Consider the following 23,172-nt stretch of genomic DNA (forward strand, 5'->3'; position numbering starts at 1 on the left):
CGTCACGGTCACTGCATCGGCGACGCCGCTGCCGAATCGACGAGCGAGTATTCTCGGTCTCGGCTCGTCCCTTCCGCCTCGAGGAGGTTGTACTGCTCCATCTTCGAGAGATACGTGCGGATAGTCCGTTTCGTCCGCGGATCATCGACGTCCTCGGAATAGCGCTCGTGAATCTCGCTCGGCCCGACCGGACCGTGCTCGCGGACGATATCGTAGACGACGCGCTGGTGCGGCGTGAGCGAGTCAAGGCTTTTCTGCTTGATCTGGGCCCGAGCATCCTCGGCGGCGTCCAGGAGAATGTCGTCGGTGATGCGCTCGTGGTTCTCGCGATCTGCTTTGCCGGCGGCCGTTCGAAGGATGCCGATTGTGAGGCGGGCGTCGCCGGCGGCTGCGTCGGCGATCCGGTAGAGCTGGTCGTCGGTGATGACGTCCTCGTCGAGCCCCCACTTTGCCCGAGCACTCAGGATGTCGTACAGCTGCTCGTCGTGGTACTTGTCCATCCGGACGTGTTCGCTGGAGCGAAGCCGGCTCACGAGGCGGTCGTCGACGCGGCTGAACAGCTCCTCTTCCTTGTTCGCGATACAGATGATCGCGAACTGCGGGAGGCTGTGGAGGTCGTAGATGATGCTGGGGTCCTCCAGTTGGTCGACCTCGTCGAGGATGACGACGGTTCGCGGGCCGTCATGCTGCTGGAGGCGATCGACGAGTTCGTCGTGGGGCGTCGACTGTCGGTGGATGTCGATGGTCGCGCCGAGGTCGTCGAGGATCTGGTAGAGCGTCCGGAATCGGGTGTAATTGCGCCAGCAGTTGACGTAGGTGGTCTCGACGTTGAGCACCTCCTCACGTAGGCGTTCGGTGACGAATTGCGAGATGCACGTCTTGCCGGCGCCGCTGGGTCCGGTGACGATAGCCGTGTCGGCGGGTTCACCGTTCGTGATAGGCTCAAGGACGCTAGAGAGGTGGTTGACTTCGGCGTCGCGATGCTCAACTTCCCGAGGGACGAACCCGGCGCGGAGAACGCGAGCATCGCGGATCATCTGTCTCTGACAGACTGATTTCGGGTCAGGTTACAAAAGCCTGACCGGGTTGTTTCCGGAAACTCCTATGATAGTACCATCTTGAGCACCCAAAAATCTACGCTGTGACCCGATTTGTGTTCGTGGAAAGTCGAGGCTTCCGGAAACTTCCGGAAACTCAGCTCCCACTACTGGTTTGACACTATGTAGGTGATTTCTCTTCGATCCCCGAACGACAGGAAGCCGAAGAAATGGTCATTATGATCGAGTGACAACGAAGTTCAATACACACATCGACTCCGATGCCATATCTTGGATTTCTAAACGGAACACGGGTAATCCCACCACAAGTAGCCGACGGCACGACCGTTACTTGTCCTGCGTGTGACCAACCGATGGCCGTTGTACGGTCTCATGAACGAGGTTCTGCTTTCATCTCTCGTCATTTTCGGCACCACGAACAGGAGGGTCGTTCTGAGATGGGCCAAACTGTAGGTCAGGCAACCTTTGCTGATCTTGTAGATGTTGGCGAGTGCCCTGGTGAATCGGACGAGCATATGAAAATGAAGTCGATTGCGTATGCTCGACTGGAACACGATTTCCCGGATGCGACAGTTGAGCTGGAATCCGGTATCGACGGCCGAATTGCGGATGTCTTGCTCACATTCGACACTCCCCGAGAGCCCTATGGAAAGGGTATCGCGATTGAGGCTCAGTATCGGAATCAGGACAAAGATATTGAGGCAGTTACTGACCACTATCTACAGCGTGACTATAGCGTTGCGTGGCTCGATGAGGACGATTTCTCAGAGTACGATGTTGATCTCTCCGGAATACTGTCCGTCTGGCCCTATGCGCTTCCGTCGCGGTCTGATATGGAGGGGTACCCGGAAGTTATCAGATGGCTCTGGCAAGAGAAATCTCCCTCTGTTTCGGTAGAGATCCCTATACCCGGAGAGTATTGGGCTCCGTTCGATAAGTCGGATGAATGGGTGACTGTCGCTCAACAAGTTCTCCGCCGGAAGGGACGCGCTTGGGCGACTGTTTCTCGCTCACCAACGGGTCAGCTTACTCTTCAGCTCGGAAAGAAGGACTGGGGCTGGGATGGCGATACCCACCGTGTCACCGTTCAACTTGAAGATTCGGATACCCAGGAACTCCGATCATTCACTGATAACTTGGAACGGCTAGCGTTTGGACCAGATCGCCCGAGTGAGGAAGATCGGGAACGCCCTTGGCATAATTTGACGACTGCTTGGTTCGCTGGCTCTCCTCGTGTTACCTCTTGGCTTTCGGCTTCCTTCTCTCCCGATGACGACGTGGTCCTCTCGTTAGGAAAGAAACATCCCAAGGAGACTGACCGAGTTAGTGTCCAGATCGACGAAACTGCGACTCAGGCTCTAAATGAGCTCACTGATCTCCTTGAGAGGGCTTTCGAATTGGAAGCTTGATTGCGGTCAGAACGGTTGGTTCTCGAGGATGTGTTCCATAATGAGTTGCTCCCGAGCATCAACGAATTCCTCAAAGGTCATCTCCTTGGCGCCCTCTGGGATATGGTGAGTCTGCTTGTAGTCGTCCGTTCGGGAGTTCATCCAGTCCTCGAAGTCGTCATCGGATTTCATCTTGTTCGTCTTGTCAATCAGCAGCTGGAGGTTCCCCACTCGGTCGGCATCTGCCTCCTCCGGAAGAACCGACTTCGGGATAATGTGGTCGATATCGTAGTCCTTGCCCCGGGCCGGTTCATCGGGATAGTGCGACAGCTGGAGGAGGAACTCGATGTCGCGCTTGCCGTATTGGAGTTCCTCGAAAAGCGTGGTCAGCTTTTCTTCGGTGAAACGGAGAGAGGTCCCGTAACTGGACGCCACTTCATCACTGATCCGCTCAAGTGGGAACTCCGAGCTCTCTTCTTCTCGGATAACGTCCCGGACGAGTTCGGCGATCTGGTTCGATGATTGGCTAGTAAACCCGTTGAGTCGAGCCGCACAGATGTAGTAGAGAATGTCCCGGCGCCGGCCGCGACCCTTGATAGAGGTCGAATCAAGCGAGGGGTTCTCGTTCTGGTAGAGGTAGTAGGCGATAGGTGTGTAGAGGGCGGGACTGAGGATGTAGGTCACCGTTGGATAGTAGCTGTTCAGGAGCTCCGCGAGTTGCTCCATCGTGTTCGGGAACGTATCTGAAAGCCAGATCTCCTTCAGATTCCGCAGCAAGTCGAGTGTGTAGTTGTCGAACCGATACTGGATCTCGTTGCCGTTGATCGCGAGCAGTACCTTCTGGACGTGCTTCGTAGCAAAAGGAGCGTTCCCACCGTCGATGATCCCGTTCAGTTCGTCAACCATCGAGTGAACCTCGTCACGGGCGTTGATTTCCGGTGGCTCCTGTTGCCAGCTGCTGGTCATCAAGGAGAGGAGGATTTCGGCCCGATTCGGCGTCACACCTCCTTGATTGATCCGAACGAAGACGTCGCGGACACGGGTGATGTCGTTCTCGTCTTCGGTGAAGAAGTGGAGCTTCTCGTCCTTGTGGACCGCTCGATAGAGGTCCTCGAAATTGCGCTGGGCGTTGAGAATCAGACTATCCGAATTCTCTATCTCCGGGTGTTCTCCGATCAGCTCTTGAATTTCGCTCTCGATTTCCTGGCGTTCTGCATAGAAATCGTCGTTATCCGAGATGGACATAATCCGGTTGACCGGATACCAATAGGCATTCGCAGTCGCCGACTGTTCGGACCGGAAGGAGAAATCGTACTTATTTCCGAGTTCCGAGTCCGCTGTCTGTGGGTCCGAGAGGAGGTTGAGATAGAGGCGCTTCTGAACCCACGAACTGGCCTTGTTTCGGGGATGATTGTGTTTTCGTTCGTAGAACGATCCGGTGAGGCCGATATTGAGCGCGGTCAGCCGTTACTGGCCGTCGAGAACCAGCTTCACCGGTGAGGGGAGTGGATTTTCAGAATTGTGTGGAGGGTTTCGATGGGTTGGGGTCGTGAGTGACTGGGGGAAGTTCGGTTCGTCGATGTAGTGGGTGACGAAGCGATATTTGGGCTGAGCCTGTGCTTCCTCGGCTGAGAGGTTCCACTGAAGAAGAGCACCGATCGGATAGTCCCGTAACAGGGAATCAAACAGATCGACTATATCACTCGTTTCCCAGACGAATTCGCGCTGAATCGCTGGTAAGAGATAAGAATAATTTATATTTTCTACGACTTCAGCGATCCGCTTGGTTTCCATATTCCGTCTTGTGGTAAGCAGGTTTTATATATCTACATAGTGCTGGTCGCCTATCATTTATAACGTAACAGAGCGACTTTCGGATAGACATGAGCTTGAATATTCCTCTTCCTGCGGGTCTCGGGGATTACTCTTGGCTCGAAACTCTTTCTCAACGTGAGGAGATTGAACAAACGATTCCTCTCTATATCGAAGCTGATGACGGGATTGAGGTCGTCGCTGTTTCCCTTCTCTATGAAGATGATCTTAGGATGATCTACCGGGCACCTAATGGCTGGCAATTGCTCACAGAATACGAGTTGTCCGAGGATCCGATTATTCACGTAGACGACCTCCTTGATGCTGTCGTTGCGTTTGTGGGAACAGACGCGAGAGTCGTTCAAAAACTCGCTCAGGAACTCGGTGAGAAGTTAGAGGAGCATTGGAAGATGGGTTTTGTTCCGTATAGTCAATCTGGGAAGGGGGACAAATTTGAGGAACTTAGACAGGACTGCGATTGCTCAGGAATTGACGACCCGTCAATCGGGCGTGTTCCGGGGATGTCCGAAATCGAGGAATCTGCAGAATTTCGCTGCCATAACTGTATGAGCCTATACGGTATCGAGTATCAGGGTCGTAGAATCGATCTTGATGAGGTGTTCAGTGCTGAGTGGCTCTTCATGGATTCGACTCCGGATGACATCGTGGAGATCGGTGCCGAAGATTCATTTCTCGTGTATTCTGATGGTCGACCAATAGACAAAACAGAACGAGTCATCGGCGCGATGACTAGCTATGGTGGTGACACGAGTTCTTCTTTTGCCCGATATATCCCTGAGAACCACCAGGGATTGCTCTATATTCGAGATGACGACGCGGCTGGATACGTCACTTGGGAAGAGCTGGATGGAATACAGGTTCTTCGACAGCTGTATGTCCGGGATCATTACCGGCGCCAGGGGATTGCTGAGGAATTGATTCAGACTTGGTGCCAGGAGTACTGCGAGGATGGTGTCTACTACATCGACGAACCGAACGACAAGAGCCGATCTCTGTTTTCAAAACTGGGGCATATTGACGGTGATGGTGAATACGAAGCGATTGAACTCTACCCGATTCGCGGCGTTGGGAACAGTCTTGATGCCAGCCAGACTCTTCCTCAATAGTTCATCCACGCTCTCATCAACTCAATCAGCCAGGTCCCGAATTCCCTCTACCACACTCTTTCCTTGCCAACCCACGATCTGATCTGCGTGGTCTTCAACGAAATTGGGCATCTGCTCGTTTCCGCGCGGTGTAACGCCCAGAATTGGCTTGCTCTCGATTTTAGCTAAAATAGTTTCTTTCTTGATCCATTTGCTGTGTGCTACGTACATCCCCCCGAGTATTATTACGACCGTAGCTGGCTTGATTTGGTCTTCCCGGAGCGCCTGTTCCAGCTTCTCTTCGGTGTCAGCATCGATCTCATCCACCTTCGGTACTGAGTAGTTCCGGAAACTGAAATTCGGGTAGTCGCGAAGTAGTTCTACCATCCGATTGTACTCGTCGCTGTACTCCCAAGAGTGCGAGATGAACAGTCGGTATTCGCTCCGACGGTTGCTTGAAGATCTGCTGTTGAAGCTCATAACTATATGCGAATTGTTGACGGCTTATCCGTTTAGTACTATGGTCCTCTCTGATGCGGAATCCAAATCTGCCGATATTCCAGGGGGAAGAACTTATACTATTTAAAAAACGGATTGTTCATACGGTTATGAGCCAAGACACCTCCTCCCCATTGAAAACCACCTGGGAGGCTGCGTTTGATGATATTCGTGGCAGTTCAAACCCCGAATCAGCTGTTCGATTCGTTCTGAAGTCAGCTGTTAACAATCTACCTACCGGATTCTACCGCGATGATGGAGACCGCCTACTACCGACCTACAAAGGGAACGATCTCGGAAAGGAGTTCACCGTTCGAGAACTCGGCCCCGTTTATACAGTCACGCAATCTGGGGATAACAGTCTCCCTGAGCTTAGTTCCTCTCAACCGTCGCTCTTCGAGCCGAATGATCAACAGTCGGGCCTTGTACCGACCGACGATTCTCTGAGCCGCGGTTCTACCGATACTCAGAACCAGCAGGGGCTCTCGTCTGGGCAAAAAATCGCTGGCGGTGCTTTGCTCCTATATAGTGCCTACAAAGGGCTGGAAGCCTTGGTCTCTGCAGGCTCGTCGGCTGAAGAGTCCTCTTCCTCCTCAGGCGGAAATACTGGGCAATCACTCCCTCGCTTAGCACGCGCCGCAAACCGACTTGAGGACAAGCAGTACAACGTTTTTGTTTCCCACTCGTGGGAGTACGACGAACACTACGAGCGTATCGTTGATTTCCTTGACGAGGTCCCGTCGCTCGAGTGGCAGAATCATAGTGTCCCCTCAACCGATCCCTTGCCCGTGGATACCGAGTCTGCCCTTCGCTCTGAACTTCGGAACCAGATGAAAACGGCGTCGGTTGTCGTCGTAAGCAGTGGCATGTACGGTGCTCACAGCACTTGGATCCCGGAGGAGCTGGAACTTGCCGATGAACTGGACAAGTCGGTGATTGCGATCATTCCAGAAGGACAATCGAAGGTTCCCGAGAAAATCCAAGAAGTCGCAGATACTCAGGTAGGATGGCGAAAGGCTTCGCTCGTTGATGCACTCGCTGAATATGCCTGATTCAACTGACGAAGCGGTGGTTGACCTTCCGGAGGATGGCGCCGATACTGACAAGGAAGACACGCCTGAATCAGAACCTGAACACTCTGAGGAGGTTACTGGGGGAGATCCCGATGAGCCGACTGAGGAGGAAGATGTCACGGCTGGACCGTTGGCTAATCTGAGTGAGGACGAGAAGAATCGGCTGATGGAGCAGTACATCCATTACGGGGAGGTGGCAATCGAGACAGCCAATCAGCGAGTCCAGATGAACCGGTTTTTCGGTCTGATTTTAACCTCGATACTGGCCGGTCTCTTTGCTCTCGCCCGCGGCAATCTCACAAGCACAAACGCTGCGATCGTTCTCTTCGCATCAGGATTCGGTAGTCTTATTTGCTACTTCTGGTATCAGAGTCTTCAATCGTACCGCCGGCTGAACAAAGCGCGGTATGCCATCCTGAATGAGATCGAATCGGTTCTCCCTGTTCGCATATATCTCGATGAATGGCGATATTTGAAGCGAGAGAAACCCGACCCGGAAATCGTTGATCCTCGTCCAGCTGAAGATGCTGACCACCGCTCGCATACGATTGTGGAACAGTGGTTTGTTCGCCTATTGGCTGTTGGATACGCTTCCGTCGGTGGATATGCTGGCGGCTTTATTTTCACTTCGCTGGCGCAGGGGTTCATTCCATCTCTTCCGGCTCCATCGGTGGTCGGGTTTGGTACCGGTGGGATATTCCTGGCTGGATTGGCCATCGTATATTGGAAACAAAGCCGCTAAGAACCTATGAAACGCTTCGAAGTTGGCGACTCAGTCCGTATCGATATCCCTGATGAGACTGATCCTGATTATGAACGTCTACACGGTCGTCACGGAACTATTGTTGAGATAATCTCCGATGATGCGGATGCTTTGACTGGCGATGAACGGGAGGGACATCTCTTCCGTGTAGATCTGGATAACGGCGCAACCGTTGATGTTCGCTGGCGGGACCTTCGTCCCCTCTGACTTGCATCCACGCCGGATAGCTATTTTTGAGCTGGAGGGAAAAATAGATTCGAACCATTCACCGGATGGCGAGAAGAAATTCGCAGGGTCACGATAGGCTTTTATTATAACCTCTAATGTTGTCTATTATGAGCGGATCTTCTGGACGAGAGAAGGTTCAAGAATTGGTTGCTGCATATGAGGCTAATCGGGCTGAGTATCAAGATCCATCATACCAGGAGGCTGAAGTTAGAGAGGATTTCCTGAATCCGCTGTTTGAAGCACTGGGATGGGATGTAAATAATGATAAAAATAAATCTCCATCTGTCAGGGATGTCAAAAAAGAGGCTCGCCAACAAACGGACCAGGGTACGACCCGAAAACCTGATTACGAGTTTAGGGACGATCAGGCGAATCCGGCTTTCTATGTAGAGGCCAAGAAACCCTCTGTTTCGCTGGACAGTGATGGCCCAGCCCGTCAGACCAGAGAATACGGCTGGACATCGAATCTTACTATCTCTATTCTGAGCAACTTTGAACGCCTTATCATCTATGACTGTAAGGTTCCGGTCGATGAGGACGATGACCCGCATATCGGCCGTTTGCAAACATATCACTATACCGAGTATGTCGATAAATTCTCTGAGATTGCTGGAATTTTATCGCGGGAAGCCGTTCTGGAGGGAGCCATCGAAGACGAATTTGGCGACCCCAGTGAGGCGGCTGAGCGGAAGACTTTCGATGAACTCTTCCTTGAACAATTGGAGCGATGGAGACAACTCCTGGCCGAAGACGTAGTTGAAAACAACGACAATATCAATAATCGCGATCTCAATTATTTGGTTCACCGTGTACTTAACCGCGTTATATTCCTCCGGGTGGCGGAAGACCGTGGTCTGGAAAGACACGAACAATTGAAAGAACTGGATGAGTACACATATCAAAAACTTGAGGGTCTATTTGAAGAAGCAGAAGAACGCTATAACTCTGAGCTTTTCGATTTGCTGGAAGACTATTCGGCTGAGAACATCGATATTGATGCTGAGGTAGTTGGGACAATTTTGGAGGAGCTCTACTATCCACATAGTCCATATAATTTTGCAGTCGTCGAGAGTGATATCATAGGACGGATCTACGACCTGTTTCTTGGGAAGGAGCTCAGAAGAGATGGTGATGAGTTGGTTGTTGAAGAGAAGCCAGAGGTACTCCATTCCCAGGGTGCGGTAAGTACTCCAGATGCCATTGTAACCGAAATTGTGGAAGAGTCGGTGGCCAAGAAAATCGAACAGCGTGATCCAGAAGATCTAGATGGATACACTGTTGCTGACATCTGCTGTGGATCAGGAGTATTCCTCACGAAGGCTTACGAAGTGCTGGTTTCACACTACCGAGACTGGCACGCTGAGCATAAGCCGGAAGCGGATGTCCTAATTGAGGTTGGTGACGAACTTCGCCTAAAGTATGAGGAACAAAAGAGGATACTCGAAGAGCATATTCGAGGTCTTGATATTGATCCCTTAGCAATTGAGGTGACTCGATTCAACCTGACGCTGAAATTGCTAGAGGACCAGCCCTCTGCACTAATTGATCAGTATGAGCGTACCCGTGATGACCCCCTCGTGGGTGAACTTGGAGGGGTTGTGAAGCATGGGAACGCATTGGTGTCGACAGATTACTACACGAATTTCGATGTTTCTGATGATACTGCATATCAGGTCAACCCATTTGACTTTGAGTCCGAGTTTTCGTCTGTGATGGAGCAGGGTGGCTTTAACGCAGTTATTGGGAATCCTCCATATATTCGAATTCAAAAAATGAGGGAATACACTCCTGATTCTGAGGTTGAATACTATTCTGATGTATATCAGTACGAAACCGCTCAGGAGAACAATTACGACAAGTACTGCCTGTTCATCGAACGAGCTCTTGATCTCGTTTGTGAAAACGGAGATGTCGGGTATATTGTCTCCCAGAAATTCCTCACCATCGAAGTTGGTAGGCAGGTCCGAAAACTCATCGCAGATCGGGAAGCTCTTCGCAAACTCGTACACTTTGGGGTGAATCAAGTCTTCGAAAATCATAGCACGTATACGTGTTTGCTGTTTCTCAATTCCAACGGGACTGATAATTACACCGTGGAGACTGATTTTGACTATGAAGCCTGGAAGGAAGGCGATCATAACCCCTCGGTTTCGACAGGAGAAACAGACGCCTTGTCAGACGAACCTTGGAGCTTCGTAGGTGATGCAGTTGATGACTTATTCAGTCGAATTCGGGAGGAATGTGAATACAACCTTGATGACGTAGCAGATGTTTTTGTAGGATTACAAACGAGTAGGAATTCGGCCTACTTCCTCAAAGATTATGAATACAGGAATGGGTTTTACCATTTCACTGACTACAAGGGTAACTCTCAAAAAGTCGAGGAGGAATTAGTCCGGGACCACCTACACACGTATAACAAATGGAAGCCGTCAATTAGATTCCTCGACAAGGTAATCTCCAACCAGAAGCTCATATACCCATACGAAGATGGGGAGGTCATCTCTCCCGATGAGATGCAAGACAGATTCCCTGAAGCTTGGGAATATTTCACCACAGACGAGGTGAAAAAGGATCTCAAAACCCGAGACCTATACGATACAGACGTTGATGGAGCATTCTACCGATACGGTCGTAAACAGGGCTTCGGGAAGATTGAAAAGGATAAGATCGTTGTTCAGGTTCTGGCACTAGAACCCCGATATGGATTAGACCGGAACGGCATTACGAATACCGCCGGCGGAAATGGTCCGTTCTACAACATTAAGTCTACAGATTCATTACCGGATGATTCCGAACACGTTGTTGATTTAGATCTCCGCTATCTGATGGCTGTGCTATCGCACCCGGTTATCGAAGCAATGGTACGGGCCCGCAGCACGTTCTTCCGGGATGGATACTATTCGCATGGCGGGCAGTATATTGAGCATATCCCCATCAAAGCGATAGATGAGAGTAGCGATGAAGAACAAGAAACCTACCAAGAGATAATCTCGGATGTTCAAACTCATATTGATCTCTCTGCAGACCTCCGTGACGAATCTGACCCCAATCGTCAGTCTCAGATTGAGACACGGATGGAATCTCTCCGGGATTCGATTGAAAATAAAGTTAGTAGCCTTTACGACCTTTCGGCGGAGCAGATAGAGATAGCTGAAAGCGTCTGATCTCACTATGGAATCTGAACAAGACCGGAAACTCAGAGGAGGATTTTACACTCCAGAACCAATCGCAGATTTTCTCGCTGACTGGGCTGTCCAAGACTCGACTACATCTGTCTTGGAGCCCAGTTGCGGTGACGGGAATATAATTGCCAGTCTAATCAATCGCTGTGAAGAACTTGAGGACCCAGGGCGAAAAGTTACTGGCGTCGAATTCAACGCTCAGGAGGCGACGAAAGCTGAAGAACGGGGAAAGAAACTTCGAGATGCTACTGAGCTTGAGATAATCAACGAGGACTTCTTCAAATATTGTATCAATCAGACTCGTTGGAAGCAATCGGAATTTGATGCTGTTGTAGGAAACCCTCCGTTCATCCGTTACCAGGATTTCCCGGAAGAGCAGCGTGAACGAGCATTGGAAATCCTCTCTGGGTCAGGTCTTTCTAAAACAAGACAGATGAATGCTTGGATGCCATTCTTAATCGGTGGTACCCAGCTCCTCTCCGACGACGGCCGGCTTGCGATGATCGTGCCGGCTGCACTATTGCAAGTAAAATATGCGGGTGAATTGAGGGAGTTTTTGATTGAACAATTTAGTCATCTGACGATAATCACATTCACCGAATTGGTATTTGATGATGTACTAGAAGAAGTAGTTCTCGTCCTAGGTGAGCGTAACGGGAAGAAAGCAGCCGGAATGAATCTGATTGAGCTTGATAATGTAGATGATCTGGAAGAATATACTCACAAGTCGTTTGATGAGTCTGAAGTCAAGGACGTTAAACACTCGACAGAAAAATGGACGCTGTACTTCTTAGAACAAGATCATATTGACTTAGTTCGTGAACTTCCTAATAGGGAAGGTATTGCTCCTGTTGATGATTTTGCAGATGTGAACGTTGGTGTAGTAACGGGTCGGAACGCCTTCTTTCTTCAAAGCCAAATTGAAGAGGAAACCAGAGGTCTCAGCGACTATACGCGGCCGATTGTCACCCGAAGTGCACACCTAGGGGATGGCGTTCGATTTACCAGAGACGTATATCAAAATAACATCTCGGAAGATCGACCAACAAGGTTGCTTGATATCCCCGAAACAGAGTACGAAGATCTTCCACAGGCAGTCCGAGCATACATCCGACTTGGGGAGTGGCACGGTTATCACACGGGGTATAAGACTAGCCTTCGCGACTACTGGTATACTGTCCCGTCAACTTGGATTCCAAGTGGATTCCTACTTAGACAGATTCACAAATACCCCAAGTTCGTATATAATGAGACTGACGCCACGTGTACTGATACGATCCACCGGGTCAATTATAATGGTCCTGAGGAGGATGCGCGTAACTTCTTCGCCGCGACCCATAATTCGTTAACATGGGCATTTTCTGAATTTATTGGACGTAGCTACGGTGGCGGGATTCTTGAGCTTGAGCCTAATGAAGCGGAAGAACTCCCCATCCCTACTAAAAACTGGGATGAAATTGATTTAGATCGTGTAGATGATCTCTTGCGCTCTAGTGGTCCTGAAGCAGTATTGGAATATACTGATAATATTCTTCTGAAGCAAGGGATTGGTCTTAGTGATAACGAGATTCAAGAACTCCGAGATGTCTGGAAAATACTGCAAGAACGACGACTAAATCGGTCCCACTGATACTGCAAAGGTAATTCTCTTTTTGAATCCCTCAACCTGATTGCAGATACATAATCTTAGTCCTATGAGTATCGCCAATAGTGAAGTGTGGTCGATAACTTGGTGGGAAGTGTTCGATGGATTCAACGCTTCTCATCGGCCCGAAACACGCCCGATTGGAACGACGGGCATTTCAGCGGGCTGCTGACATCGCCACCGATTCGCTGGGGAGTATTCTCTTCATAACGCGGAACGACGCTCGCCGGAGTATAGTTGAGGACCGCTGGGCCGCGTCCCACGAACCCCTCCGTCTTCGTGCCGAGACGCTCGATGCGGTCGTTCGGGAGTGGTACGAAGAGCTCCACGGTCCGGTCCAGCCACTCTCCGGACAGCTGAACCGCCGGCTGGCGGAGTACGCGCTCGACAGAACGACAGCCGAAACAGATGGCGCTCTTGCCGGCGAACCAGCCTCTGCCGCCCTCGCTGATTCGTTCAGTAGCCGCTTCTCACTCTTCGATGACGCCGGCGTCGAGACTGCCGACGTATTGGCAACGGAGTTCGAGGGCTCAGCCCTCGATGACCGTATCGCGGCAGCTACTGTCGACGCGTACCGCCACTATCAGGATCTCCATGCTGACTACGTTGATGAGTGGGTCTGTACTCGAGGAGAGATGTTTGACGCCGTCGCGACGACAGACGGGTCACTATCGGCGCTCTCTCCGGAACTGGATGTCGTCGTCCTTTCCGGGTATCACGAATTCCGTCCCGTCGAACGCCGCCTCATCGAACGCCTCGTTGACGAACTTCCGATGATCGCACTGCTGCCGCTCCACCAAGATGGCCGGAGCGGAGTCGACTCCGTTGCGGAGGACGCCTTGGATGTCTACGAAGCACTTGACTTTGAGACACTAGAACTCGAGCCCGTCGACGAGTCAGGGCAGGCCTTCGGAACGATCACCGAGTCGCTCTACCGCCCGGACCCGGACACTGTCCCTGCTCCAGACACTCTGCAATGGCGTGAACTCCCGACGCCCGAGCGCGAGATTCGCTTCGTCGCTCGCGAGCTCCGGACTGAGTTGGCCAATGGTCGCGATCCTGACGACCTGGCTGTGGTCGTACCTGGGACCGAGGCCTATTCGGGATACGTCGAAGACACGTTCGATACGTTCGACATCCCGCACGTCACGACCGCCGCCTCACAGCTGAACCGAACGTTCACTGGGAGCGTCGTCCACGACCTCCTGAACCTCGCCGAACCGGATCCGCGGGCTGAGGACCTCACGTCCCTGTTTGCGAATCCACTAGTCAATGTCGTCGACACCGACCAAGCCAACGCCGTCACGGCAGCTGCTCGCCGGCGTGACACCGTTTCTGTGTCACCCCTGCTCGATGACGTCGACGGCGAGGCGGCGGAACTGATCGAGAACCTACTGGCAACGCTAGAGACGCTCCGAACAGGCGACGTCGAGGGCGCAACCGAGACGCTCCGTCGACTGTTGGACGACCGGTTCGACCTAGAGGCGGCGACGGAGGACTACGCCAGCGGCGCCGAGCAAGCCGTCGAACAGCGAGCCTACAACCTCGTGGATGAGGTCCTCTCCTCGTTCGAGTCGCTGGCGGCGGTCAATAGCGATCTCTCCCCGTTGGCACTGTTCACCCGTGCGTTCGATGGTGTGCCGATCCGGATTCCGCAGCGCGCTGCCGGCGGCCACGTCGAAGTGATGGGTTTGCTCGACGCTCGGATGCGCTCGTTCGAGAGGGTGTTTCTCGTGGGCCTGACGAGCGAGCACTTTCCGGTGACGCCGGAACGCCCGGCTTTCTTCGAGGAGATGACCGACGCCCACCCGCGGTTCGACACCGGCGACGAGCGCCTCCGTGGCCGCTATCTCTTCGCGACGCTCCTCGCGAACGTCGACGAACTCACGGTCACCACACCAGAGACGGGCGACGACGAATCCGCCGTCGTCCGGTCGCCGGTCCTCGACGAACTCCAGCGCGTGACTGGCATCGAACCCCAAGACGGGCTCGACGACCGCGTGGGCTCTCGCGAAGACCTTCAGCGGCACGTCGCTGCAACGGCCGACCGGCGTGCGGCAGTCAGCCGCGCCGGCGACCGAGGTGATCTCTCCCCCGAGCAGACCAAGCGCACGGATCGGGGACTCCACTGTGCGGCCAACAGGGGAACGGCTGGCCTCTCCGACCACGACGGCGTGTTGGATCCCGAGACAGTCGATGAGGTATACCCTTCGTCGGAGCGGGAACCCTACAGCGCGAGTCGCATCGAGCGATACGTCGAGTGTGGGTTCAAGTTCTACGCCGACGAAGTGCTCGGAATCGAGGATCCCGACGACGTCGAAGTCGTCCCCACACCCCTCGAAACCGGGTCGTACGTTCACGACGTCCTCGAACGGTTCTTCGCGGATATACAGGACGAGACCGGGGACGGTGTCGATCTCACGGACTTCGACCGCGAGGACCTGGCGACACACCTTCGCGAGATCGCCGTCGAGGAACTCCGGGATGCTGACTTCGAGTACGACGGCCTGTTCTACGAATGGTGGAAGGCGGAGCTGTTTGCGGGCCTGGGTGACGGCGAGAGTGCTCCGTACGAGGCCGGGAGCAAACCCCACGACGCACCGGAACAGGGGTTGTTCGCTACCTTCCTCGACAACGAACTCTCGCGGGACGGCGCCGCCCGCCCACACCTGTTCGAAGCCCCGTTCGGCGAGGGGCTTCCTGACTCGGATGCTGGACCGTTCATGGTTGAGCGGCCGGACGGCTCGACTGTCTCGATTCGAGGTTACATCGACCGCGTTGACGTGAGTCGGGATGGCGAACAACCGACGCTCACGCTCTACGACTACAAGACTGGTCGAGCACCGTATATGACGAAGACGACCGGCGGCACGAAGTTCCAGCTCCCCATTTATTTGCTTGCTGCCGCCGAGGTCGTCGACGGTGACCTGTTCGCGGAGGGCTCGCTCTCGTCGACGTACTATCAGGTGCGACCGCCAAACGACCTCAAGGTTCCACGCGGCGTCGAATCGAAGTTCGATTCAGAGGTCGAACTCCGCCGGTTCCTGAACGATGTCGTTCCGGAGTGGTTGGGCCAGATCGACGAGGCGATCGGCAACGGACGGTTCCACACGACGCTTCTGTCCGCCCGCGGAGCAAACTGCCGATACTGTGACTACCGTCGGGCGTGCGATGTCCGCCATCACCGCAAGCGGGAGTTCGTCGAGAAGGTCCACGAGGACGAGGCTGCGTACGTTCCGCTTCGTGTTCACGATGGTGAGGACATCGAGGCGGTGATGAGCGATGACTGAGGACCCCGAGGAGATTCAGCTCACAGAGGAACAGGAGGACGCGCTCGCCCAGGGCCGGAACGTCGCGATCACTGCCGGCGCCGGGACGGGGAAGACGACGACGCTCACCGAGCGGTACGTGACGATTCTGGCCGAGAACCCGTCGCTCACTCCGGAGAACATCGTCACGATCACCTTCACGCGAAAGGCTGCTGCCGAACTGACCGAGCGCGTTCGGGAGGAGGTGTACGACCGGCTCGAGGCCGTCGACTCACCAGAGGCCTATCACCGCTGGCGAAACGTCCTCGACGACCTGGAGGACGGCTACGTCCACACCATTCACGCGTTCTGTACCCGGCTCCTGCGGGAACGGGCTGTCGAGGCTCCGGTCCCGCTCGGCTTCGACGTGCTCGACGAAGACGGCGCCGCGACACTCCAACGCGAAGTCGTGACGGAGTTCTTCGAACGCAACCAAGACGATGACGACGTGGAGCTCCTTGCTCAGCTTTGGAGTCGTGACCAGTTGGTCGATGTACTCGCTGGATTACTCGATGATCGCCCACAGAGCGAGACCGTCCTTGAGGCGTGGCGTGACGCCGAGGTCGATGACTACGTCGATATCTGCTGGGAGTTTGTCTGTGACCTCGATGCTGCCGACGCTCGACAGACGCTGTATGCGGACGGACTCCTCGAGCAGCTACGCACGGTCGCGGGCCGCGTCGACCGTGAGGGCGCTATCGCCGACGAGGACGGCCTTGGGGCCTACCGGACCTTCACCGAGGTCGCGACGACACTCTCGGACGACCCGGAGGAAAGCGATCCTCGCGACTGTCAGCGGGCAATCCTCGAGCTCTACGAGGCCTGTGAGAAGAAGAACGGCGGCCTCTACAGCAGTTCGAGGTACGTCGTCGGTGACCGGGACGATTGGGGTGAGTACGGTGACGTCTATGACGACCTGAAAGACACCATCGACACGGTCATCGATGCCGTCGAACCGCACGCGGATGCGGTCGAGACGACGCCAGGGGAACTGGAAGCGAATAGCGCTCACTACGCGCTGGCTCTGATGCGGGTCTTCGACGACGTCCTCGCAACCTACACCGACGAGAAGGAGCGCCGCGATACGCTCGACTTTCCCGACGTGATCGAGACAACCCTCGAGTTCTTGCGAGCGAACGATGCCGTCACGGAGCGGCTCCGAGAGCAGTTTGCGGCCGTGATGGTCGACGAGTTTCAGGACACGGACCCGCGTCAGTGGGAGTTGGTCAAGCTCCTCACGGGCGTTGACGAGCAGGCGGCGTCGAACGTCTTCCTGGTCGGCGACGAGAAACAGAGCATCTACGGATTCCGTGGGGCCGACGTGACGACGTTCGGGGATGCGCGCAGAGAACTCCAGACCGTCAACGAGGCCCGTGGGGTTGACGACGTTCCCGACAGCGATGCCGAGAGTCCGACCGCCCTCGAACTCTCCGGGAATTTCCGGACGCTGGACGAGCCGTTGTCGTTCCTGAACGAGCTCTTCGAGTACCTGTTCCAGCCGGAGGGTGACAGCCACGAACCCCACGAAGCGCCACCGCAGGAGTTGACCACACAACGCGACCGTATCGAGGACATCGAGGGACTGACCGGGAGTGTCGAGTATCTCGCTGTCCCCGACGACGCTGACACGGCGGCAGAGCTTTTCGGCGACGACCATCCGGTCGCCGAAGGTGCGCTGGACCACACCATCGAGGCCGAGGCGCAAGCGCTCGCTGCTCGACTGACCCACCTGTTCGACGATCCGCCGCAAGTCCAAGACCCCGACACGGGTGCTCATCGCGACGCTACGCCGGACGACACGGCAATCCTCCTCCGCCGGCGAACCCATTTGGATCGGTATCAGCGCGCCCTTGAGGAGTACGACATCCCCTACACTGTCGTCGGTGGCGTCGGGTTCTACGATACGCCTGAGGTCCAGGCGCTCACGAACCTGCTTCGAGTACTCGGTGATCCACAGGACGACGTCTCTCTCTACGGGGTGCTTCGGTCGCCGCTGTTCGGATTCGCGGATGATCGCCTCGCACCGGCGGTCGCAGAGGCTGATTCAGTGTGGGACGCGCTCGCCGAGACGGACGATCCACAGCTCGCGGACGCGTTCGACCTCCTCACAACGTGGCGGACTCTCAGCGGCTGTGCGACGCCGTCCGAAGATGGCGTCCTCCCGTGGAACCGCCTGCTGTCCCGAGTGATCGACGACACGGGGTATCTGGCGAGTGTGAGTGCTGATGAACGCGGTCGACAAGCCGTCGCGAACGTCGAGAAGTTCCGCGACCAGGTCCGTACTTGGAGCGAGAACGGTGTTCACACAGCTGCCGGGTTGCTTCACTGGATCGACCGCCAAGCCGAGATCGATCCTCGTGAGGGGGAGGCAGATATTCCAGGTGACGCCGAGGGCGTCCGGATTATGACGATCCATTCCGCGAAGGGACTCGAGTTCCCGATCGTCACGGTCCCCGATCTCGGGAGTGATCTCAACTTCGGTCGCTCCGTCGACGACTATGGCTACGTTCGACTCGTGGATAGAACTGATAACGCGCCACCGGTGCCGGCGGTCGGCGGGCCGAATCCGGGCGATGCGTTCTCCATCGAGAAGACGGCCGTCCACGAGTACGCCGACCGACGGTCGCGTCCACAGGAGCGGGCAGAGTCAAAACGCCTCCTCTACGTAGCGTGTACACGAACGCGGGATCACCTCCTTCTCTGCGGTACGCACGAGATGGATGTTGGCGAGTCCGGCGATATTGAACTCGGTGAGCCTGCAGCCTTCGACGACGCGGACCGGTGGAGTGACTGGCTTCAGCCATCCCTCCTCGACGGAGCACTCGTCGCCGAGGCGGTTCGTGACGGACAGGCCTGTGGCGAGATAGATGGGGCTAGCTATACTGTTCGCAGGCCGCCACGCCCAGTAGACTGGCACACCGACGACGACGCTGTTGATTCAGCGCCAGAGATATCGATTCCTTCACCGCCTTCACTCGCACCGGCGAAACGAATCGCGGCTACGACTCTCGTGAATGCGGTGGCGGATGCGTCTCCAGACGGTCACAGTTACTCTCAACGTGAGGAGTCGGCGGGCCTGAGTCCAACGACGTTCGGGACGGTCGTCCACCGGATCAACGAACTTCGTCCACCGAGAGACGACTGGCCTGCTCTGATACGACGTCTGAGTCGGATGGCCGGTGAGGAGCCGACAGAAACAGACCTCTGCGATGCTGTCGATCACGCTGCTGATGCGGTCGAATTTGTGGACCAGGTTGAGGCCGATTCCCAGCTTCAAGCGGTCTACGACGAGTACTCCGTTGTCGCTCGCATAGGTGAGTCGCGAATTGTCGGTGATATCGACCGGCTGCTCGTTACTCCAGACGCCTTCCACATTATCGACTACAAGACCAACGACCTCTCAGCTACGACGTCGGATGAGCTCGCAGAACATTATCGACCGCAGATGCTCACGTACGCGTTTGCTCTCCTACAGCATAGTCCCGATCGCAGTATTCGTGCTTCACTCCGATTCACCGATGCCGGCGTCGAAAAACGGTTTGAATGGGACCCGAGTGAGTACTCTGTGATCGAATCTGACCTTCGTTCTATGGCTGAGTTGCTTCCTGAAAATTAATTCTCGATCGGAATAGAAGCTCTTGCCAGACGAGGGTACCCTAGCTACACACCTCCAACCGTCGCAACTCTCTACTCATTCCACGTAAGCTGGTCAACGGTTGGAAACTCAGATTTTGCTGTCTGAGGCGGGTTGTAGTATCGGGATTTGATATCGTAGTACCCGAATTCGGGAGGGAGACGAGCACACGCCGTTGCCAGATTTTTGTCCGCAGTATGGGTAATCACACGAATTCGGGTATTTGCGTCGAACAATCGAACTGCCAACGCGACCAACGATGCATCCCGCCAGTTGTTCGTCTCTGGATACTTGCTTTGCTGGTTGAGAAACTCATCTGCAACGAATCGAGCTTTCTCAACCGGCCCAGCACTATTATCAAACCCTTTCGTTCGATCACCGGGCAGCGGTGTGGCTACTCGAAGCCACCCCTCTTCGATAGCCGAATCGAGGTACGGATTTGTCGGTGGGTCGGTATTTCCAGTATCCACCAGTTCGCGGTAGACCGCTGCTGGCACCCAAATCTCCGTTCCGACTTCCTCAACGGCTCTCTTGAGCGACTGTAAACGCGGGCTGGGATGCTTCCCTAAATTCCGAAACATTACCGTGTCCGCAATGTTCGCAGTGTACATCCTCGTCATTCGGTCTACTTGTCGGCAAATTCCCCGAGGAGATCGCCTTCGTCCTCGTCGAAATTATCCGGTGTGTACGTTGTCGGGGTTGACTCGTCGTCACCGAGATCGAGAATCGAATAGAGCGCTTCGACGAGATCATACGCAGTTCCAGGCGAAAGGTCTGTGAGGCTCGCGATCTGCCGGATTGTGACATTCCCCTTACTGTGTGCTTTCACGAGATCGTATGCGAGTGCGAATGTGACGATGCCGTAGTCTTCGAGAACCCGCTCGATCGCTGGGTATTCGTTTTTCTGTGCGATCACTTCGATAAGTTCGGGCGTGATCGTGACTTCCGTCTCGCGGACCGTTAATGTCAGTTCGAACTCTTCAGCGGTGTATACGGCGGTCCCGCCATCGTCGTCAACCTTGCTGATCAGGCCCGCCTGCTCCAGCTTATGGAGATAGTCGTACACCGTCTTCTTCGAGACGGTCGTTGATTCAACGAGTTCGGGGCCCGTGGCAGTCGCTGAGCGTCTAATTGATGTATAGAGGCTAGCGAGGGACGGGTTCTCGAGTAATTCTGTGAACGTGGGGATTCCGGTGATCATCCCGGGAGTGTCACCTGCGTTTCGCACGTGTTCGGTATCGTAGCTCATCTTGTATAGAGTTACGAAACTAGAAACCATAAATGTTTGCCACGGAAATGGGTTGCTGTAGTGTTCACAGGTTGTAGAGGCGAATGCCACGGGACTCGGCCCCGCGGTGGTTTACACACGAGGTAACTGCTTTTCCTCCTGAAGATCTGTACCTCGATAGAAGCCGTGACTGACTGCATACGTTACCGCCCCGTGGATTGGAACTCACTCCCTAATGGATGGCCTGGAGGTATGTCTCTATATGCCTGTTCCGTCTCCCGGTAACTGACGTTGAGGTCGAGGTCCTCGTACATCCGGTCGAGTATCGCGAGCGCCGACTGGAACTGGGCGTAGCTCTCGCGCATATATTCGATTGTCTCTGCTCTCGGGATCACCGGGTACCCTTCGACGTGCTCGATGTCGAGTGACGGGTGGGGCTCGAGGACGATCTGCAGCGGTCCGTCCAGCTCGTTTCGGGGCTGTCGTTCGAATGCGGTCGGGAGTTCGAACGACTCGAGAAACGCCTCCCAGGCGTCGACGTCCTGCTCACGAACAGCGAGGAACAGCGGATAGTCATCCGGATTCCGCCCAACTTGGTAGCCGCCCTGGATCCACACGTAGACGGCGTCGACCGCGTGAACGCGAACGGCCAGTCGCAGAATTGTGGGATGACGTAGGCCTCCTCGATGGAGGGTGGACTGACGGTAGCGCTGACAGCGACGAGCTCGCAGACTACGTCTCGTACGCGATCATTGATGTCGGCCTCGTCGAGCAAGTGCCAGCGCACGGACCGCGGACAGGACGGCCTGTACACGTATTATCGATCCAAATTCGGCAAGGTGACGCTTACCGACGGTGTCGACGAGTTGATCCGTGGTGAGCAGGCGTTTGAAGAGACATACGACGGTTCGACCGCTTAGTCACCATACCGCCGCTGCCGTTCACACGTATTTGACGGACTTCCCATTTCGACATAGAACGTTCCCGAAGTTAATTGGCGGCTTGTTGTCTTACCTAACAATTCACGTCTGTTCTAGTCCTTTTATTTGGTAAGAAATTGAGCAATTAGGGTGGGAATTACTTGCAAAAGTGTGTCTGGCCTTTACAGATCAGCGACGGTCTCGATAGACGGGCCCACCACTGTTTCAGGAATTGATCCAGTCGGAAGGACACCACGCCCCAGGATCAGAGAGAGTGTGTAACTCAAAATGGAAGAATGGTCAACACTCGATTGGGGCTAAAGATAGCTGTCTCGGAAGACCAGATACCCCCACGTCTCTCAGGAACTCCTCTCGGGAGAGTAGCCACGAGATTCTCCAGGTGGTTTTGGAGATACGGATAGTCGGTCAATTCGAATCATCGTGACGAACGATCCAGGCACCCCCCACCACCGTTGCAGCAATTTAGCTAGAGTGGAGGACGGGTCAAGTACCAAAGATGGTTCTGCGAAAGACACATTTGTAATAAATATCTCAAAAAGCGGGTGCTACAATCGTCTAAACGGCCCTTATTGCTCTCCTACAACTATTCGTCCCGGTCTGTTGTGACTACTAATCTCACGTCTTCGACAGCAACCTACCACAGAGCCCTCGATTCCGCGAAAGATAATCTTGGGACTACACCATACCGCAACCACAGTCCTCTGGTTCTGAAATAAGTTCCAAATTAGGATATTAGGAACATCACTGTGGACCAAAGCCCAAAATTAAAGTCTCCCCAGTGCCTACCATCTGGTAACGCCTGAGAGGGCGGAATCAAACGGTGAAGAAGACCAGTTGGCACTTGCGATGACAAGTTCGGCGTCACGCGCCCGGCGTTCTGTGGAATGGTCGGCGGGCCCGTGACGCGGGCAGAGCCGCCGCGGTGGACGCGACGAAACTCCAGTTGCCCGCTTCAAAGTGGGCGGGAGTTCGTCTTGAAACCTGCGTCTGCCGCGCTCCAGTCAGCAACCACTCTCAACTATGAGTGAATCCAACGACGCCGCCGAGCGCGGCAACGACCAAGGCGCATCGGACGTCTCGTTCACCGTCAAGTCCGGACGGGGCGACAGTCAAGAGTTCGAGTTCCAGAAAGGCACCAAGGTGGGCGACGCCGCCGAGGAAGTCGCCGAGACGTACGGCTACGACCCGGACGACCCCACGTTCGTCCACCCCGACGAGGGAGAACTCGACCGCAACAAGCCCCTCGCTCGGTACCACCTTGACGGCGACACGGTCACCCTCGTCAACGAAGAGCGGGGCGTCTAA

At 54.7% G+C, this 23,172-nt stretch carries 16 protein-coding genes and 2 pseudogenes; 11 read left to right on the forward strand and 7 right to left on the reverse strand.

What is annotated here, in order from left to right; genetic code table 11:
* Positions 1-8: 8 nt before the first annotated feature.
* Positions 9-1,037: a Cdc6/Cdc18 family protein gene (locus BLV25_RS11955; protein WP_092733519.1), complete on the reverse strand. Its 1,029-nt coding sequence runs from the start codon at positions 1,035-1,037 to the stop codon at positions 9-11.
* A gap of 458 nt (positions 1,038-1,495) precedes the next feature.
* Here BLV25_RS11955 and BLV25_RS11960 point away from each other — a divergent pair, with 458 nt between their 5' ends.
* Positions 1,496-2,467: a competence protein CoiA family protein gene (locus BLV25_RS11960; protein WP_176819486.1), complete on the forward strand. Its 972-nt coding sequence runs from the start codon at positions 1,496-1,498 to the stop codon at positions 2,465-2,467.
* Positions 2,468-2,473: 6 nt separating this feature from the next.
* Here the strand turns inward: BLV25_RS11960 and BLV25_RS11965 are convergent, their stop codons facing one another.
* Both BLV25_RS11965 and BLV25_RS11970 read right to left on the reverse strand, forming a co-directional pair.
* The gene (locus BLV25_RS11965; RefSeq protein WP_092733525.1) at positions 2,474-3,691 is read right to left on the reverse strand and encodes a hypothetical protein; all 1,218 of its coding nucleotides are present in this window, start codon (positions 3,689-3,691) and stop codon (positions 2,474-2,476) included.
* Positions 3,692-3,913: 222 nt separating this feature from the next.
* Positions 3,914-4,240 carry a DUF262 domain-containing protein gene (locus BLV25_RS11970; protein WP_092733528.1) on the reverse strand — a complete coding sequence of 109 codons (327 nt, stop codon included), beginning with the start codon at positions 4,238-4,240 and terminating at the stop codon, positions 3,914-3,916.
* 89 nt (positions 4,241-4,329) lie between these two features.
* On the opposite strand from BLV25_RS11970, the gene BLV25_RS11975 reads away from it, so the two are divergent.
* Positions 4,330-5,385 carry a GNAT family N-acetyltransferase gene (locus BLV25_RS11975; RefSeq protein WP_092733531.1) on the forward strand — a complete coding sequence of 352 codons (1,056 nt, stop codon included), beginning with the start codon at positions 4,330-4,332 and terminating at the stop codon, positions 5,383-5,385.
* A gap of 21 nt (positions 5,386-5,406) precedes the next feature.
* Here BLV25_RS11975 and BLV25_RS11980 read toward each other — a convergent pair whose 3' ends face one another.
* Positions 5,407-5,844, reverse strand: coding sequence for a TIR domain-containing protein (locus BLV25_RS11980; protein WP_092733534.1), 438 nt, complete (start codon positions 5,842-5,844; stop codon positions 5,407-5,409).
* A 53-nt stretch (positions 5,845-5,897) separates the two neighbouring features.
* Here BLV25_RS11980 and BLV25_RS11985 point away from each other — a divergent pair, with 53 nt between their 5' ends.
* The 7 genes from BLV25_RS11985 (at position 5,898) to BLV25_RS12015 (ending at position 19,680) form a co-directional block, all read left to right on the forward strand.
* Positions 5,898-6,914 (forward strand): TIR domain-containing protein, encoded by a 1,017-nt coding sequence (locus tag BLV25_RS11985; RefSeq protein ID WP_092733539.1) that lies wholly within the window; start codon positions 5,898-5,900, stop codon positions 6,912-6,914.
* On the forward strand, positions 6,907-7,677 hold the full coding sequence (locus BLV25_RS11990; protein WP_092733542.1) for a RipA family octameric membrane protein: 771 nt from the start codon (positions 6,907-6,909) through the stop codon (positions 7,675-7,677). The genes BLV25_RS11985 and BLV25_RS11990 overlap by 8 nt, the downstream gene beginning before the upstream one ends.
* A 6-nt stretch (positions 7,678-7,683) precedes the next feature.
* Entirely contained in the window at positions 7,684-7,905 is a 222-nt protein-coding gene (locus tag BLV25_RS11995) for a hypothetical protein (RefSeq protein ID WP_092733545.1), read from the forward strand.
* A gap of 128 nt (positions 7,906-8,033) precedes the next feature.
* Positions 8,034-11,093: an Eco57I restriction-modification methylase domain-containing protein gene (locus BLV25_RS12000; protein ID WP_176819487.1), complete on the forward strand. Its 3,060-nt coding sequence runs from the start codon at positions 8,034-8,036 to the stop codon at positions 11,091-11,093.
* A gap of 7 nt (positions 11,094-11,100) precedes the next feature.
* A complete protein-coding gene (locus BLV25_RS12005; RefSeq protein ID WP_092733551.1) occupies positions 11,101-12,741 on the forward strand; it encodes an Eco57I restriction-modification methylase domain-containing protein in 1,641 nt (546 codons plus the stop codon).
* Positions 12,742-12,989: 248 nt separating this feature from the next.
* Complete coding sequence (locus BLV25_RS12010) at positions 12,990-16,046, forward strand: PD-(D/E)XK nuclease family protein (protein WP_092733839.1); 3,057 nt, start codon at positions 12,990-12,992, stop codon at positions 16,044-16,046.
* Positions 16,039-19,680: a UvrD-helicase domain-containing protein gene (locus tag BLV25_RS12015; RefSeq protein ID WP_092733554.1), complete on the forward strand. Its 3,642-nt coding sequence runs from the start codon at positions 16,039-16,041 to the stop codon at positions 19,678-19,680. The genes BLV25_RS12010 and BLV25_RS12015 overlap by 8 nt, the downstream gene beginning before the upstream one ends.
* Before the next feature lie 71 nt (positions 19,681-19,751).
* Here BLV25_RS12015 and BLV25_RS12020 read toward each other — a convergent pair whose 3' ends face one another.
* From BLV25_RS12020 to BLV25_RS12030, 3 genes and pseudogenes are all read right to left on the reverse strand, one after another.
* Positions 19,752-20,309 carry a hypothetical protein gene (locus BLV25_RS12020; protein WP_092733842.1) on the reverse strand — a complete coding sequence of 186 codons (558 nt, stop codon included), beginning with the start codon at positions 20,307-20,309 and terminating at the stop codon, positions 19,752-19,754.
* Between the two features lie 14 nt (positions 20,310-20,323).
* Positions 20,324-20,947, reverse strand: coding sequence for a transcriptional regulator (locus BLV25_RS12025; protein WP_256335713.1), 624 nt, complete (start codon positions 20,945-20,947; stop codon positions 20,324-20,326).
* Between the two features lie 182 nt (positions 20,948-21,129).
* A pseudogene (locus tag BLV25_RS12030) lies at positions 21,130-21,683 on the reverse strand (RNA polymerase subunit sigma-70); the annotation flags it as partial.
* On the opposite strand from BLV25_RS12030, the pseudogene BLV25_RS17910 reads away from it, so the two are divergent.
* Together BLV25_RS17910 and BLV25_RS12035 are read left to right on the forward strand one after the other, a co-directional pair.
* A pseudogene (locus BLV25_RS17910) lies at positions 21,678-21,846 on the forward strand (ArsR family transcriptional regulator); the annotation flags it as partial. The pseudogenes BLV25_RS12030 and BLV25_RS17910 sit on opposite strands and share 6 nt — an antisense overlap.
* A gap of 1,041 nt (positions 21,847-22,887) precedes the next feature.
* Positions 22,888-23,172, forward strand: coding sequence for a ubiquitin-like domain-containing protein (locus tag BLV25_RS12035; RefSeq protein WP_092733560.1), 285 nt, complete (start codon positions 22,888-22,890; stop codon positions 23,170-23,172).

It is taken from the genome of Halopenitus persicus, assembly GCF_900107205.1.
In the GTDB taxonomy this organism is placed as follows: Archaea; Halobacteriota; Halobacteria; order Halobacteriales; family Haloferacaceae; genus Halopenitus; species Halopenitus persicus.